The organism is Sphaerisporangium sp. NPDC005288, from assembly GCF_040607475.1.
Taxonomy (GTDB): Bacteria; Actinomycetota; Actinomycetes; order Streptosporangiales; family Streptosporangiaceae; genus Sphaerisporangium; species Sphaerisporangium rhizosphaerae.
On record NZ_JBEXGT010000010.1, the window covers coordinates 26,469 to 40,460 of the forward strand.

Genomic DNA, 13,992 nt, shown 5'->3' on the forward strand with positions numbered 1-13,992 from the left:
CCCCGGCCCTCCTCAGCGGAGGGAACCTCCCCGTCCCGGCCCTCCGGCCTCAGCCCGTCTTGCGGGCCTTCCTGCGCTTGGCCAGCTCGTCACCTGGGTGGTCCTCCAAGGAGTCCCGGCCGGCCGGCTCCGCGCGTTCCCCCGGCAGCTCCGCCAGGGAGCCCTCGACCTCGCGCCACACGCCGCCGAGAGCGATGCCGAACACGCCCTGGCCGCCCTCGAGCAGGTCGATCACCTCGTCGGCCGAGGTGCACTCGTAGACGCTCACCCCGTCGCTCATCAGCGTGATCTGCGCCAGGTCGTTGACCCCGCGCTCGCGCAGGTGCTGGACGGCGGTGCGGATCTGCTGGAGCGACACCCCGGTGTCCAGCAGCCGCTTGACCACCTTGAGCACGAGGATGTCGCGGAAGCTGTACAGCCGCTGGGATCCCGACCCCTGCGCCGCGCGAACCGACGGCTCGACGAGCTGGGTGCGCGCCCAATAGTCGAGCTGACGATAGGTGATGCCGGCCGCCGAGCACGCCGTCGGGCCGCGGTATCCGACGTCGGCGGGCAGAGACGCCGGCCGCTCGTCGAACAGCAGGCCCTGCTCGCCCGCGCGTTCCCGCGCCGACTGCCGCTGGACTGGATCGTGCTGGCCGGCCGTCTTGCCCTCGCCGCTGCTGACCGCCACTGCGGACCTCCGGCTTCCTCTCATCCCACGGTCTGATCTGGGGGTTCGTGAATTACAACCGTGGGTTCCCTTGCACCGTAGGACTGGCGCGATGCTCAGTCAACGATCCCGCCCGGCGCGTCGTGAAGCGTAAATGCCCGAAATGGCTAACCCGCACGGCCGAAGTCCTCGGGCGTGATCGTGTCAAGGAACTCGCGGAACTTCTCGACCTCGTCCTCCTGGTCATCGGGGATGATCACACCGGCCTCGCGCACGACGTCCTCGCTCGCGAAGATGCTCGCACCGGTGCGCAGCGCCAGCGCGATCGAGTCCGACGGCCGGGCGCTCACCTCCACCCCGTTGGAGAACACCAGGTCGGCGAAGAAGATTCCGTCACGCAGCGCGACGATGTTCACCGCCGTCAGCCGCACGCCCAGAGCCTCGATCACGTCCTTGAACAAGTCGTGGGTGAGCGGCCTGGGGGGCGGCTCCTCCGCCTGAGCCAGCGCGATGGCCGTGGCCTCGGTCATCCCAATCCAGATCGGCAGGTATCGCTCGCCCTTGGCCTCCTTGAGCAGGACTATGGGCTGGTTGGAGGGCATCTCGACGCGGACCCCCACGACCTCCATCTGCAACACAGGCTGCTCCGTCTCATCGGGTCGCCGCCCCGCTCCGGGCCCGTTCCCTCGCGGCTCTCGGCTCGCGGCGTGACCATCGCCGCAAAATTCAACGTAACATCCCCGCACCCCGAAATGTCCGGGCGGCTCCGTCAGCGGCCCAGAATGCCGCGCAGGCCGGTGCGGACCAGGGCGGTGTGCAGGTCCTGCAGCAGACCGGACAGCTCTCGCGCGGTCTCCTCGGCGCGGCCGGCGGCGCCCGGCGCGCGGCGCCGCAGCAGCGGGGCCACGGCCTGCTCGACCAGCCCCGCCTCCCGCTCGGCGGCGGCCTTGAGCACCCGCAGGTGGCGCGGATGCAGGCCGAACCTCGCCAGCGCGCCCGAGGCGCGGGCGACGGTCAGAGCCTCGGCGTCGTACCACCGGGCCACCCGGGTGAGCAGGCCGAAATCCTCCAGCTCGGCGAGGGTCTCCTCCTCCAGCCCGGCGGCGGCCAGCAGTTCGGCGCGGCTGAGCCGCACCTCGGCCACCGGCGCCTCCCCGCCCACGGCGCGCGGGCGGTTGGCGCCGTCGGGACCGGCGGTGTCCAGGTGGTCCTTGATCACGCGCAGCGGCAGGTAGCGGTCGCGCTGGGCGGTGAGGATGTAGCGCAGGCGCTCGACGTCCGCGTGGGTGAACTTGCGGTACCCCGAGGGGGAGCGCTGGGGCTCGATGAGCCCCTCGCCCTCCAGAAAGCGGATCTTGGAGACGGTGACGTCGGGGAAGTCGGCCCGCAGGACCTCGAGGACCTCCCCGATGCTCATGAACGCCCTCGCCGCCTGCGCGCCCATCACCGCACCTCCTCACCCACGCGTGAGGAACACCAGCCGGAACTTGCCGATCTGGACCTCGTCGCCGCCCGACAGCGGCAGCTCCTCGATGCGCTCGCGGTTGACGTAGGTGCCGTTGAGGCTGCCGACGTCCCGGGCGGTGAAGTAGGCGCCCCGCCGGTAGAACTCGGCGTGCCTTCGCGAGACGGTGACGTCGTCCAGGAAGATGTCGCTCTCGGGATGACGGCCCGCCGTGGTGAGATCGCTGTCGAGCAGGAAGCGGCTCCCGGCGTTCGGCCCGCGCATCACCACCAGCAGGGCCGTACCGGGCGGCAGTTGCTCGACCGCCGCCCGATCGGGGATGAGCGTCTGGCCCGTCGCCTCGCCGTCCATCGCCTCGATCCCGCTCAGGGAGATCGTGGAGGTGGTGTCCCCCGGCGTGTTCTCGACGCGGCTCAACGGCGACCCGCACCGTGAGCAGAAACGGGCGTCCTCAGGGTTGGCATTCCCGCACTGAGTGCAGTAGACGCTCGGCATCGATCGGCTCGGCCTCCTACCGCGAAGTCGCGGCGACGGTGCTCTGGGCGGCGTGCCTCGGATCTTCGCTTCTCATGGTTGCTCAGACTGCGAATGCCGCAACTTACGCTGATGAGTCGCAAAGGTCAAGATGAGGGCAGGCTCGCGGGTTCGGACATGCTTGTGACGCAGGCTCACTCGGGTCTGGCAGGCGGGGGGCTCGCTCGGATTCACGGCGCTCGCCCCTCGTTCTGCTGTCGACTCGGCTCGCCGCGCCGGTCCAAAGTTACCGTCCAGGCAGCCCTCCGGTCCATGCGCCGCGCCGTTCGAATGTGACCCGAATCGCTGGTTTCGCGGCAGAACGTCGCCCGTGGTCAGGTGCCGACGGCGTGCTCCACGACCCGCGCCCAGCGCTCCAGGAGACTCTGGGCGACGTCCAGGTCCTCCCCCTCGGCCCACAAGTGCGTCACGGCCTCGGTGGGGTCGGGCAGGATGAGGGCCCAGCCGCCGTCCTCCTCCACCACCCGCACGCCGTCGGTGGTGTCCAGGCGGTATCCGTCGGCCGCCTCCACGACCGACCGCATGACCGCCCCCTTGGCCGCCCAGGGCGTCGGCACGGTGCGCTTGAGCATCTTGGCCTGCGGGATGCGGGCGTCGATCTGGCTGAGCGACAGGCGGGTGCGCGCCACCAGGCCGAGCAGGCGCAGGAACGCGGCCAGGCCGTCCACCGTGGGGGCGAACTCCGGGACGATGAACCCGCCCCGCCCGTCGGCCGCGAAGATCAGCTCAGGGTCGGCCGCCGCCGCGGTCAGGGCGTCCAGGGCCGTGGAGGTCCACTCCACCTGGGCGCCATGGAAGCGGCACACCTGCTCGGCCACGCGGGTGGTGGTCACCGGCAGCGCGACCCGCCCGCCGCGCCGCTCGGCGGCGACCAGGTCGAGCACGACGAGCTGGGCGCGCTCCTCGCTGATGAGCTGGCCCATCTCGTCGACCAGCGAGACGCGCTCGCCGACCGGGTCGAAGCGCACGCCGAACGCGGCACGGGAGGAGGCGACCAGCTCGGCCAGGCGCTGCAGGTCCCTGCGCCGCTCGGCCAGCGTCTCGGTCGGCGAGGCGTCGTCCAGGCGGTTGTTCACGGTCAGCACGTCCACGCCGACGCGGCCGAGCAGGCTCGGCAGCACCAGGGAGGAGGTGCCGCCGGCGCAGTCGATGACGACCTTCATCTCGGCGTCCCGCACGCCCGACATGTCCACCCAGCGCAGCAGCTCGCGGGTGTAGTCCTCCACCGCGCGGGCCGGGAAGCTCAGCTCGGCGATCTCGCCGGGAAAGGCGCGCCGGAACTCCTGGCGGGAGAAGACGCGCTCCAGCTTGCGCTGGGCTCCCTGGGACAGGTCGGCGCCGTTCTCGTCCATGAAGATGATGTCGACGCTCTGCGGGTCGCCGGGGGTGGTGCGCAGCGCGATGCCGCCCGAGGCGGTCTCGTTGGAGGTGTGGAAGCGGGCCACCGGCAGCGGCGCGGCCTCCAGGTCCAGCACGTTGATCGCGCTCGCGGTGAGCGCGCTGATCACCGCCCGCTTGAGCGCGCGGGCGGCCCGCGAGGAGTCGCGGGAGGTGATGACCGAGGCGCCCTTCTTCAGGGTGGTGGCGTAGGCGCTGGCCAGCCGCACGCACAGCTCGGGGGTGATCTCGACGTTGACCAGCCCGGAGACGCCGCGCGGCCCGAACAGGCTGCGCTGGCCGCGCGACTCCCAGATGACGCTGGTGTTGACCACCGCGCCGGCCTCGATCGTCTTGAACGGGTAGATCTTGACGCCGGAGGAGACGTAGGCCTCGGCCTCGATGACGCACTCGTCGCCGACGACGGCGTTCTCCTCGATGCGGGCGCCGGTCATCACGTCGGTGTTCTTGCCGATGACGCAGCCGCGCAGGTGGGCGCTCGGCCCGATGTAGACGTTGTCGTGGACGACGGCGCGGTGCAGGAAGGCCCCCTCCTTGACCACGACGTTGTCGCCCAGCACGGTGTACTCGCGCAGCTCGGCGCCGGCCTCGACCTTGGCGTAGCCGCCGATGTACAGCGGGCCCTTCAGGACGGCGTCGGGATCGACCGAGGCGCCCTCGGCCACCCAGACCCCCGGCGAGAGCTCGAAGCCGTCGGCGTCCAGCCGCACCCGTCCCGACAGGGCGTCGGCCTGGGCCTTGAGGTAACTCTCGTGGGTGCCGATGTCCTCCCAGTAGCCGCCGGCGACGTAGCCGTACAGCGGGGCGCCGCGGGCCAGGAGGCTGGGGAACACATCGCCCGACCAGTCGACCGGCACGCCGGGGGCGACCTCGTCGAGCACCTCGGGCTCCATCACGTACACCCCGGTGTTGACGGTGTCGGAGAACACCTGGCCCCAGGTGGGCTTCTCCAGGAAGCGCTGCACCCTGCCGTGCTCGTCGACGATGATGATGCCGAACTCCAGCGGGTTCGGCACCCGCTTGAGGCCGATGGTGACCAGGGCGCCGTTCTCCTCGTGGAACCTGATCATGTCGGTGAGGTCGATGTCGGTCAGCGCGTCGCCCGAGATGACCAGGAAGCGCTCGTCGCGCAGCTTGTCGGCGGCGTTCTTCACGCTGCCGGCGGTGCCGAGGGGGATCTCCTCGGTGGCGTAGTGCAGGCTCATGCCGAGCTCGTCGCCGTCGCCGAAGTAGTTGCGCACCAGGGCCGCCAGGAACTGCACGGTGACGACGGTCTCGGTGAAGCCGTGGCGCCGCAGCAGGCGCAGCACGTGCTCCATGATCGGCCGGTTGACCACGGGGAGCAGCGGTTTGGGCTGGTTGGCGGTCATCGGCCGCAGCCGAGTGCCTTCCCCGCCCGCCATCACGACGGCCTTCACAGATCACCCTCCGGCTGTCTCGTCACGGTGGGCACACGGTCAGGCCCGCGCGGGCACTCGCCGCCGGGACCCGCCGGGGCGCGCCCCACGACCACTCATGCCCGGCTCGCCCCTCCGATGAGCCGTCGCCCCTGAACCACGTACAGCGCCCCCGCCCACCAATACAGACCTGTTCCCCATATGGCAAAGGCCCATCCCATGATCCGGGCCATGTCGGCGTACCAGCCGTCGTGGGAGGCCAGGAACAGCAGCGGGAAGGCGTACAGCAGGCAGGCGGTGGCCGCCTTGCCGAGGAAGTGGACCGGCAGCGCCGGGCCGAAGCCGTGCCTGCGCAGGATGGGCACGCCGAGCATGAGCACCACGTCCCTGCCGATGATCAGCGCGGCCAGCCACCAGGGCATCACCTCGCGCAGGGTCAGGCCGATGAGCGTGGCCAGGATGTACAGCCGGTCGGCGACGGGGTCGAGCAGCCGGCCGAGCCTGCTGGTCTGGTTCCACGCGCGGGCGAGCTTGCCGTCCAGCCAGTCGGAGAAGCCGGCCAGCATGAGCAGCACCAGCGCCCAGCCGTCGGCCTTGGGCCCGAGCACCAGCCACAGGAAGACCGGCACGCCGAGCAGCCGCAGCATGCTCAGGATGTTCGGAACCGTCCAGATGCGGTCCTCCGCCGATTTCACCCGTGACTCTCCCCTCGCGAACCTGGTGCCGACCCTACCCGGGCGCGACGGCGAGCGGCGGCGGGGGCGAGCCGTGCCGTCCGGGCGCGGCGCGCCTCGCGGTGGCCGTATCGTGGGGCCGCGGTCCTCCGCGCCGCCCAGGCGGCGAGACGGGCATATTTCCGGCAAAGACGGCATCCTCCTCAAGGCGGAGATGGCATCCTCCAGGGGACCATGAGATCGGCCGGACGGCGGAAGCGAGCGGACCGTTTTGGGGCTTAATGTCAGTGCCATGGCCAACGATGCAGCACTGTTCTTCGGGCAGTTCGTCAAGGCGCCCGGCACCACGGGGGCGGTGGCGCCCAGTTCGCGCCGCCTGGCGCGGGCCGTCTCCGCGCCGGTGCCCGAGCGCGGTGACCCGGTCATCGTCGAGCTCGGCCCGGGGACGGGCGTGTTCACCGAGGAGATCCAGCGGCGGCTGGACGGCCGCGGGCACCATCTGGCCATCGAGATCAACCCCGCGCTCGCCGCTCGGCTGAGTGACCGCCACCCCGGCGCCAAGGTCATCGTGGCCGACGCCGTGACCCTGCCCGGCCTGCTCGCCGAGCACGGCCTGGACCGCGTCGACGCGGTGGTCAGCGGCCTCCCCTGGGCGGCGTTCCCGGCCCGGCTGCAGGACCGGCTGCTCGGCGCGATCACCGAGACGCTCGCCCCCGACGGGGCCTTCACCACCTTCGCCTACGTGCACGCCCGCACGCTGCCGCCCGCGATCCGCTTCCGCCGCCGCCTGCTGGAGGCGTTCGAGGAGGTCGTGCCCAGCCGCACCGTCTGGGGCAACGTGCCGCCGGCCTTCGTCTACCACGCCCGCCGGCCGCGCCGCTGACCCACCGCTCCCCCGGCCGCGCCGTCCGCCCGCTCGCCCGCGCGTGGGCGGCGCGTCCCGCCGATCATCCTGTTCCCGCGGCGCGGCCCCCTCGCCCGCGCACCGAACGGCGTTCTACCATGGGCGGCCGACGGGATAGGAGTGATCAAGGTGGACTTCACGCTTCCGGAGAGCGCCCGCGAGGTCCAGCGGGGCGTCGCCGCGATCTGCGCGCGCTATGACATGGACTACTGGCAGCGCTGCGAGGCGGAGAAGCGGTGGCCCGAGGAGATCTGGGCCGAGCTGGCCAAGGGCGGCTGGCTCGGCCTGGCGGTGCCCGAGGAGTACGGGGGCGGCGGCCAGGGCCTGCTGGAGCTCGCCGTGGCCACCGAGACGCTGTCGGCCTCCGGCTCGGCCGGCGGCTCGGCGTTCACCTACGTGCTGACGCCCGGCTTCGGCGCGCTGACCCTGGCCCGCCACGGGACGGCCGGGCAGAAGGCGGAGCTGCTGCCCAAGCTCGCCACCGGCGAGGCCGAGACCTGCTTCGCGCTCACCGAGCCGGACGCCGGGTCCAACTCCCTGGCCATCTCCACCTTCGCCCGCCGCGACGGCGACGAGTACGTGGTCAACGGGCAGAAGATCTGGATCACCGGGGTCCAGCGGGCGAGCCGGATGCTGCTGGTGACCCGCACCATCCCCGCCGCCGAGGCCAAGCCCCGCACCAACGGCCTGACGGTCTTCCTGGTGGACGTCCCCGAGGCGGTGGCGGCGGGCAGGCTGTCCTACCGCCCGATCCCCAAGATGGGCGCCAACACCACCCCGTCCAACATGGTCTTCATCGACGACCTGCGCCTCCCGGCCACCAGCGTGGTCGGCCAGGTGGACCAGGGCGCCCTGGTGCTGTGGGACATCCTCAACCCCGAGCGCATCCTGCTCGGCGCGAGCGCGCTCGGCGGCGCGGAGGTGGCGCTGCGCGTGGCGGTCTCCTACGCCAAGGAGCGGGAGGTGTTCGGCCGCCCCATCGGCGCCAACCAGGCCATCGCCTTCCCGCTGGCGCAGGTCAAGGCCAAGATCGAGCTGGCCCGGCTGATGCTCTACAAGGCGGCGTGGCTGTTCGACCGGCGGCTGCCGTGCGCCACCGAGGCCAACATCGCCAAGCTGGCCGCCTCGCAGGCCGCGTGGGAGGCGGCCGACCACGCCTTCCAGACCCACGGCGGCATGGCCTACTCGCTGGAGTACCCGGTGGCCCGGCTGCTCGCCGACGCCCGCGTCGGCCGGGTGGCGCCGGTGACCGAGGAGCTTCTGCTCAACTACCTGGCGACGCAGGTCCTCGGCCTGCCCCGCAGCTTCTGACGCCCCACAGGCGCGCTTCCGACGCCCTCCGAGTTCGCTCGCCGACGCCGCGGCGCCCCCACAGGGGCGTCAGGGCATGGCGGCCTCGACCAGGGCGTCCACCAGGCGGTTGTCGTCAGCGCGCTCGGGGTGCCACTGGACGCCCACGCAGAACCGGTGGCCCTGGAGCTCCACCGCCTCGATGATCTGGTCGTCGGCCCAGGCGATGGCCAGCAGCCCGTCCCCGAGCCGCCGCAGAGCCTGGTGGTGCGGCATGGCCACCTCGATGCGGTCGCCCACGGCCTTGCCCACCTTGCTGGACACGCTGACCTGCAGGACGTGCGGCGCCGAGGCGGCGTGCCGCTCGTGGTGCACCGCGTCGGGCAGCCACGGGATGAGCGTGCCGCCCAGCGCGACGTTCAGGATGTGCATGCCGCGGGCCACGCCGAGGACCGGGATGCCGGCCTGGATGGCCGCCCCGGCCAGCGCGATCTCGAACCGGTCGCGCCGCGGCTCGGGCTCCTCCACCCGCTCCTCGCGCTCCTCGCCGTAGGAGGCGGGGTCGACCTCCACTCCGCCGGCCAGGATCAGCCCGGACAGGCCGCGCACGTAGCCGTCTATCGCTCCCAGGCTCAGCGGGGGGATCAGCACCGGGGCGCCTCCGGCCTTGTCCACCGCCTTGGCGTAGGCGGGAGGCGACAGCACCGCCTCGCGCACCCAGGTGCCCCAGCGGGCGGCGTCGAAGTAGGTGGTGATACCGATCAGTGGTCGGGACATGCGGTCTCCAGGGGCTCGCGCAAGGTCGTACCGCTGAGCCGCAGCGGCACCCAGCCCGTTTGCAGTGGCGCACCCATCATGGCGCACAACATTTCGGGTATGTCACGTATCCCGGTATCAGTCACGTCACTTCCGCATCTTCTGTCCCGTTCGCCCCATCAGTATCACGCAGGACCGTCCGGCGGGGGTCATCCTCGCGCCGGCCGGCGACCACCGTCCGGTGGGGACGCCACGGAGCCGCGGAGCGGGACGCACGGGTCTTGACCAGGCTTGTTCGGTCACCAGGAATGGCAGGTAAAAGTGAATGCGACTCCTTTTCATATCTCTTCCCCTATTTCCGGATCGCCGATTACGGGTAATCACTCATCGATTACGAACAGTTCCCTTTCACGTCACCTTGTGGTGAAACGGTTGTGAGGCTCATGTGGGAATGGAAGACTCCATTTCGAGCGATCGGACGCGCCGGGGCCGCCGGACGCTCACGACCCGGACCGTCTGGGAGGTGGAACAACAAGATCGGCTAGAAATCCGGTCATTTAGGGTGGCGTCAAGAAATGTCGTTAAATCCGCGTCTCATCAAGGAAAGCTTCTCCGCCATCGAGCCCGTCATGGGCAGGGCCGTCGCCTACTTCTACGGGCGGCTGTTCGCTGAGAGCCCGCAGCTCCGGTGCATGTTCCCTCCCGCCATGGACCTCCAGCGGGACCGGCTGTTCGCCGCGCTCACCCGCATCGTGTGGAGCCTGGACAGCCCCGACAGCCTGGGGTCCTACCTGGGGCAGCTCGGCCGGGACCACCGCAAGTACGGCGTGCTCGCCGAGCACCACACCGCCGTGGGCAACGCGCTGATGGCGACGATCCGGCGGTTCTGCGGCGACGCCTGGACCACCGAGGTCGAGGCGGCGTGGGTGGCCGCCTACACCACCGCGGCCAACATCATGATCGAGGCGGCGGAGGCCGACGCCGGGGTCTCCCCCGCCTGGTGGCTGGCCGAGGTCGTCGACCACGAGCTGCGCACGCCCGACATCGCCGTGATCACCCTGCGCCCGGGCACGCCGATGACCTTCGTCCCCGGACAGTATGTGGACGTGCAGGTCGCCCGCTGGCCCCGGGTGTGGCGCAGCTACTCCATCGCCAACGCGCCCCGTCCGGACAACACCATCCGGCTGCACGTGCGCGCCGTGCGCGGCGGCTGGGTCAGCACGGCGCTGGTCTCCCACACGCGCATCGGCGACACCGTGCTGCTCGGCCCGCCGGTCGGCACCATGACCCCGCCCCGGCAGGACCCCCCGCGCGACATCCTCTGCGTCGCCGGCGGCACCGGCCTGGCCCCCGTCAAGGCCATCGTCGAGCACGTCATCGCCTCGGGCCTGCGCCCCAACATCCACCTGCTGTACGGGGCGCGCACCGCCGCCGAGCTCTACGACCTGCAGGACCTGATCCGCATGGAGGCCGGCTACCCGTGGCTGCGGATCCTGCCGGTGGTGTCCGGGGACCCCGCCTACGACGGCATCCGCGGGCCGCTGCCCGACGTGGTGCGGCGCTTCCACTCCTGGGCAGACCACGAGGTCTACGTCTGCGGGCCGCCGGCCATGGTCGAGGAGACCGTGCGCCGCCTGCAGCACGACGGCGTGCCCCCGGCGCGCGTCCACCGCGACCCCGGCCCGGCCGAGGGACGGGCTCCTTCGCTCCGCCAACCAGATACGGCAGGAGGATACGGACGAACCGATCGACCAAATCCCGCGGAGCCCGGCGAGCACCCGCACAACGTGGCACGATGATGCCGATCCGCGCGCAGCGGCCGACCACGTCGATCGGGCCACCACGCCGGCCGGGGGACCGGCGATGGGTGCCCGGCACCGCGAAAGGAAGGGGCGATCATGCGGCGCACGCTGCTCGCCGCCGTCACCCGGCGGTCCTGTCCCCCCGGCTCCACGGCCCTCCTCATCGTCCCGGCGGCACCCTGACTCCCATGGCCCGACCGGTCACGCTCGTGACATTCGTGCTGCCGAGCACGCTGTGGCACTGGGGCGGCGGAGCGAGCGAGGTGCGCGTCTTCGCGGTCGCCGGCTCCGGCGAGGAACGGCCGACGCTCGGCGCGGCGCTCACCACCCTGCGCCGCACCCACCCCAAGCTCGAACGGCGGCTGTGCGACGAGTACGGCGGCATCCGCCGCCACATCAGCATGTTCGTCTGCGGCGAGAACGCTCGCCGCCTCGGCGGCCTGTCGTGCGCCTTACCCCCGGGAGCCGAGGTCTACGTCCTGCCCGCCTTATGACCGCGGCCGCGAAGGCGCGCGCGGCCCGGCGGCCGAGGGTCCACGCGGCCGGCGGCCCACGGAATCTCGTGGCAGGCGGCTAAGAGCGCCACGCGGGCCGGCGGCTCAGGGGGCCACGCGGCCGGCGGCGTTGAACGCGGCGTGCGTCAGCGGCATCAGCCCCGCCCAGAAGGCCTCCATCTTCTCGGCCACCATCTCGATCTCGCGCTGCGGGAACGACGGCACGCTCGCACGCTCGTCCTTGGTGCGCAGGGACAGGAAATGCATCAGCGACCGGGCGTTGCAGGTGGCGTACATCGAGGAGTAGAGCCCGACGGGCAGGACGGCCCGGGCGACCTCCCGCGCGACGCCGGCCTCCAGCATCTCGCGGTAGGCGGCGTAGGCGGCGCGATAGGACCGCTCCATGGCCTCGGCCACCAGCTTGTGCTGGTCGTCGTCCCCTTCGACGAACTGATAGCGCCCCGGCTTCCCCTCTTGCACCAACTTCCTCTCCCGTCCAGGAATATAGAAATCTGGCGCAAGCTCCCTATATCTCCCACTTTCCTCGTTATATGACCAGCCGGCCCTGTGGCGGTGGAATTCGCGGAAGACCATGATGGGCGCGTGGACGAAGAAGGTCATCGAGTTGTGCTCGAAGGGGCTGCCGTGGCGGTCGCGCATGAGGTAGTTGATCAGGCCGCGTGAGCGCTCGGCGTCCTGGCCGACCGTCTCGAGGGACTGCTCGCCCGCCGTGGACACCCGGGCCGCCCACACCACGTCGGAGTCGGCGGCGCTGTGCCTGACGAGCTCCACCGTCACCTCGCCGAGAAATCGCACCGGGCCCCGCCTCTCCCCCGTATTCGTGGCCGCCCACATCGTAGTGCAGGGGAAAGCGCAGGTGAGGCCGGTCAGGTGATGTCGCGGCGCAGGGTGGTGACCGAGGCGACGGCCGCGAAGGCCAGGGCGTAGCCCAGCAGCAGAGCGGCGCCGCCCCAGGCCGGCAGGTAATGGCCGCCCAGCGGCGCCGCCACCCCGTAGACGGCCTGCGCGGCGCCGCCGGGCAGCCACTTGCCGACGCTCGGCAGCAGCGCCACCAGCAGGTTCTCCAGTACGTACACCCAGCCGACGCCGACGACGATGGCGGCGACCTGGTTGCGCAGCAGCGAGCCCAGGGCCAGGCCGAGGATGGTGTACAGGGCCATGGCCGCGACCACTCCGGCGCACAGGCGCGCCACGTCGCCGCCGATCAGCGAGAGCGCGCCGCCCTTGATCAGGATCGCCGGGACGCCGGCCGCGAAGGTCAGCACGATGCCCGCCAGGCCGAACATCACGCCCACCACCGCGCAGGCCAGCAGCTTGGCGGCGACCACGCGCGCGCGGCGCGGGGTCACCAGGAAGGTGTGGGTGATCGTCTGGAAGCGGTATTCGCCCGTGATGAGCAGTGTGCCGATCACGAAGGAGAACACCAGGCCGACGCCCGCCTGGCTGAACAGGTTGAGCGCCCCTCGCGGCTCGGTGATGGGAGGGGTGCCCTGCTGTCCGGAGAAGACGCTCAGCACGACCACGCCGATCGCGGTGAAGCCCAGCGACAGGGCGAGCATGCCCCAGACCATGCGGGTGGTGAAGACCTTCTGCAGCTCGGCCCTGACCAGCCTCGTCATGACGTTCCCCCAGGGGTCTCGGTCTGGACGGGGAGCGCGTCCCCGCCGGGCGGAGGGGCGGGGTCGCCGGTGAGGTCGAGGAAGACCTGTTCGAGGTCCGAGCGCTGGCCGACCAGCTCCGACAGCACGACCGCCTCCTCCAGCGCCGCCCGGCCGACCACCTCGGGGGGCACGCCGCGGACCAGCAGCACGCCGCTCTCGGGGGACTCCACCGTGGCGCCGGCCTCCTCCAGGCGGGGGCGCAGCCGTTCGGCCTCCGCCGCAGCCACTCTGACGCCGTGGTCGCCGGAGGTGAGCTCCGACAGCGCGCCCTGTCTGATCATGCGGCCGCGGGCGATGATGACGATGTCGTCGACCGTCTGCTCGACCTCGGCCAGGACGTGGCTGGAGACCAGCACCGCGCATCCCCGGTCGTCGGCGAGGAACCTCAGGAAGCCGCGCAGCCACTGGATGCCGGCCGGGTCCAGGCCGTTGGCCGGCTCGTCGAGGATGAGGATCCTGGGGGCGCCCAGCAGGGCGGTGGCCAGGGCGAGGCGCTGGCGCATGCCGAGGGAGAACCCGCCCACGCGCTTGCCGGCCGCGTCGGCGAGACCCACCTGGTCCAGTGCCTCGCCGGCGCGTGCCGGCGGCAGCCCGGCGGCCGTGCACAGCACCCTGAGATGGTCGCGGGCGGTGCGTCCGGGGTGGAAGTTGGTCGCCTCCAGCACCGCGCCGACCTCGGTGAGCGGCGCGGCCAGGTCGGCGTAGCGGCGGCCGCCGATGAGGGCCTCGCCGGAGTCGGGGGTGACCAGGCCGAGCAGGCAGCGCAGCGTGGTGGTCTTGCCGGCGCCGTTCGGGCCGAGGAATCCGGTGACGGTGCCCTGCTCCACGGTGAAGGAGACGTCGTCGACGGCGCGGACCGCTCCGAACGACTTGGACAGGCTGCGGATCTCTATCGCGGACATCAGGCCCGATTATCGGGCGAGTTGATCGACGCGCATAGCGGT

At 71.6% G+C, this 13,992-nt stretch carries 14 protein-coding genes; 4 read left to right on the plus strand and 10 right to left on the minus strand.

The genetic code is table 11. The features are described from left to right. Nucleotides 1-49: 49 nt before the first annotated feature. The 6 genes from ABZU32_RS11965 to ABZU32_RS11990 form a co-directional block, all read right to left on the minus strand. A complete protein-coding gene (locus ABZU32_RS11965; protein ID WP_354921006.1) occupies nucleotides 50-583 on the minus strand; it encodes a MerR family transcriptional regulator in 534 nt (177 codons plus the stop codon). A gap of 236 nt (nucleotides 584-819) precedes the next feature. Then, a complete protein-coding gene (locus tag ABZU32_RS11970; RefSeq protein WP_354846547.1) occupies nucleotides 820-1,290 on the minus strand; it encodes a bifunctional nuclease family protein in 471 nt (156 codons plus the stop codon). 131 nt (nucleotides 1,291-1,421) lie between these two features. After that, on the minus strand, nucleotides 1,422-2,096 hold the full coding sequence (locus ABZU32_RS11975) for a MerR family transcriptional regulator (protein ID WP_354920675.1): 675 nt from the start codon (nucleotides 2,094-2,096) through the stop codon (nucleotides 1,422-1,424). Nucleotides 2,097-2,108: 12 nt separating this feature from the next. After that, nucleotides 2,109-2,612, minus strand: coding sequence for an FHA domain-containing protein (locus ABZU32_RS11980; protein ID WP_354846552.1), 504 nt, complete (start codon nucleotides 2,610-2,612; stop codon nucleotides 2,109-2,111). Nucleotides 2,613-2,965: 353 nt separating this feature from the next. Next, nucleotides 2,966-5,467: a mannose-1-phosphate guanyltransferase gene (locus ABZU32_RS11985; protein ID WP_354846555.1), complete on the minus strand. Its 2,502-nt coding sequence runs from the start codon at nucleotides 5,465-5,467 to the stop codon at nucleotides 2,966-2,968. Nucleotides 5,468-5,562: 95 nt separating this feature from the next. Further along, entirely contained in the window at nucleotides 5,563-6,141 is a 579-nt protein-coding gene (locus ABZU32_RS11990; RefSeq protein ID WP_354920678.1) for a CDP-alcohol phosphatidyltransferase family protein, read from the minus strand. A gap of 271 nt (nucleotides 6,142-6,412) precedes the next feature. On the opposite strand from ABZU32_RS11990, the gene ABZU32_RS11995 reads away from it, so the two are divergent. Then, complete coding sequence (locus tag ABZU32_RS11995) at nucleotides 6,413-7,003, plus strand: methyltransferase domain-containing protein (RefSeq protein ID WP_354846561.1); 591 nt, start codon at nucleotides 6,413-6,415, stop codon at nucleotides 7,001-7,003. 150 nt (nucleotides 7,004-7,153) lie between these two features. After that, entirely contained in the window at nucleotides 7,154-8,335 is a 1,182-nt protein-coding gene (locus ABZU32_RS12000) for an acyl-CoA dehydrogenase family protein (RefSeq protein WP_354920681.1), read from the plus strand. Nucleotides 8,336-8,404: 69 nt separating this feature from the next. Here ABZU32_RS12000 and ABZU32_RS12005 read toward each other — a convergent pair whose 3' ends face one another. Beyond that, nucleotides 8,405-9,091, minus strand: a complete 687-nt coding sequence (locus tag ABZU32_RS12005; RefSeq protein ID WP_354846566.1) for a gamma-glutamyl-gamma-aminobutyrate hydrolase family protein — start codon at nucleotides 9,089-9,091, stop codon at nucleotides 8,405-8,407. 554 nt (nucleotides 9,092-9,645) lie between these two features. Here ABZU32_RS12005 and ABZU32_RS12010 point away from each other — a divergent pair. Both ABZU32_RS12010 and ABZU32_RS12015 read left to right on the plus strand, forming a co-directional pair. Continuing rightward, entirely contained in the window at nucleotides 9,646-10,869 is a 1,224-nt protein-coding gene (locus tag ABZU32_RS12010) for a globin domain-containing protein (protein WP_354920684.1), read from the plus strand. A gap of 191 nt (nucleotides 10,870-11,060) precedes the next feature. Further along, nucleotides 11,061-11,366, plus strand: coding sequence for a hypothetical protein (locus ABZU32_RS12015; protein WP_354846572.1), 306 nt, complete (start codon nucleotides 11,061-11,063; stop codon nucleotides 11,364-11,366). A gap of 105 nt (nucleotides 11,367-11,471) precedes the next feature. Here the strand turns inward: ABZU32_RS12015 and thyX are convergent, their stop codons facing one another. The 3 genes from thyX to ABZU32_RS12030 form a co-directional block, all read right to left on the minus strand. Continuing rightward, nucleotides 11,472-12,182 (minus strand): FAD-dependent thymidylate synthase, encoded by a 711-nt coding sequence (thyX, locus tag ABZU32_RS12020; RefSeq protein ID WP_354920687.1) that lies wholly within the window; start codon nucleotides 12,180-12,182, stop codon nucleotides 11,472-11,474. A gap of 71 nt (nucleotides 12,183-12,253) precedes the next feature. Next, complete coding sequence (locus tag ABZU32_RS12025) at nucleotides 12,254-13,006, minus strand: ABC transporter permease (RefSeq protein WP_354920690.1); 753 nt, start codon at nucleotides 13,004-13,006, stop codon at nucleotides 12,254-12,256. Continuing rightward, nucleotides 13,003-13,950 carry an ATP-binding cassette domain-containing protein gene (locus ABZU32_RS12030; protein ID WP_354920693.1) on the minus strand — a complete coding sequence of 316 codons (948 nt, stop codon included), beginning with the start codon at nucleotides 13,948-13,950 and terminating at the stop codon, nucleotides 13,003-13,005. Before ABZU32_RS12030 ends, ABZU32_RS12025 begins: the two co-directional genes overlap by 4 nt. Nucleotides 13,951-13,992 lie beyond the last annotated feature (42 nt).